Annotated in this window: 1 protein-coding gene; it reads right to left on the minus strand. The window is 28.9% G+C overall.

All coding sequences use genetic code 11. The features are described 5' to 3' along the window. The coding region (locus tag BGS40_RS07435; protein WP_141085137.1) for a motility associated factor glycosyltransferase family protein at positions 1 to 1170 on the minus strand (1170 nt) is incomplete at both ends.

A 1170-nucleotide genomic window follows, 5' to 3' on the forward strand; every position in this document is an offset into this window, starting at 1 on the left:
TTTGCTCTAGTTTTTCTATAAAATAAAGCAACCATTCATGGTAAGCTTTAATATAAGCTGTGATGAAATGCGTTTTATCTTGTATATGAAGTTTTAATACATCGGAAATTAATTTTCCACGATAAGCAAAAGCTCCTCTTAAAACTTCATCCTGTATAAACTCATCTTCATCTAAAGAGTGATTAAAATTTTCTATATTTTGATAGATTTTTTCTAAAAATTCTAAAGGCAAAAGAAAATCTTTACTGAGTATATTTTCTAAAATTTGTTTTAAAGCTAAAGCATCATTTAAAAATCTTTTAGCATTTTCTTGGTCTTTTTGTATTTTTTCTTTGAATTTAACTAGGAGTTTATCACTTCTATTTTTAGTTAAACTTTTTGGAAGTTCAAATTTGGGTTTTTCTTTTGTAAGGAGTTTTTCACAACATTCTTTAAAGGAAAGTTCTTCAGTGAAATTAATCCTTGCTCCACCTTCAGTAGCATTGTAAAATTTAGCCTTTTGATCATTGCAAGCAAAAAGATATTCTAATTTTATACGATAATCATTCCAAGCAATATGAGTTAAAACTTCTCCTTTACCTGCATAGGCAGGGACTTTAAGTTTATCTATATTTTCTTCACCGCTAAATTTCTCCCCAAAATCAAAACCTTTTGAGTGTGAATTTCCTTTTTCATCAAAGGCTAAATCTTGCCCTATCATAATAATATTTTTAAATCCCAAAGCCAAAGCTAAAGTGTAAGAAAAATGACTCACATGAGCACCTGTACCAATATAACCAAAGTCATTAAGATTGAAGCGTTGGTATAAAGGATCATCTCTTAAAATCACACTTTTATTATCTAAAAAATGAACCAAATTAGGATGCGTAGCACATGAAAGTATATTTAAAGAAGTTTTATTTTCTTTATTTTGAAAAAATTTCATTGCTAGATCAGTAAAATCTAAATTCGTAACATAATCAGGCACTATACCTTCTTTTTCAAGCATACTTAAAGCCCCATCAGCACAAAAGATCACTGCTTTATCTTGATAAGCTTTAAGTAAAGGAAGTTGTTTAGCTAAACTAGGTCCTGCAGAAACTACTATAGCATTTTCGAATTTGTTTTTTCTTTCATTTAAGATTCTTTGAAAAGGAATGCTTTCAAGCATAGAGGGGATGTTTTGTAAAA

The sequence above is a fragment of the Campylobacter sp. 107 genome, assembly GCF_002383835.1.
Classification (GTDB): Bacteria; Campylobacterota; Campylobacteria; order Campylobacterales; family Campylobacteraceae; genus Campylobacter_D; species Campylobacter_D jejuni.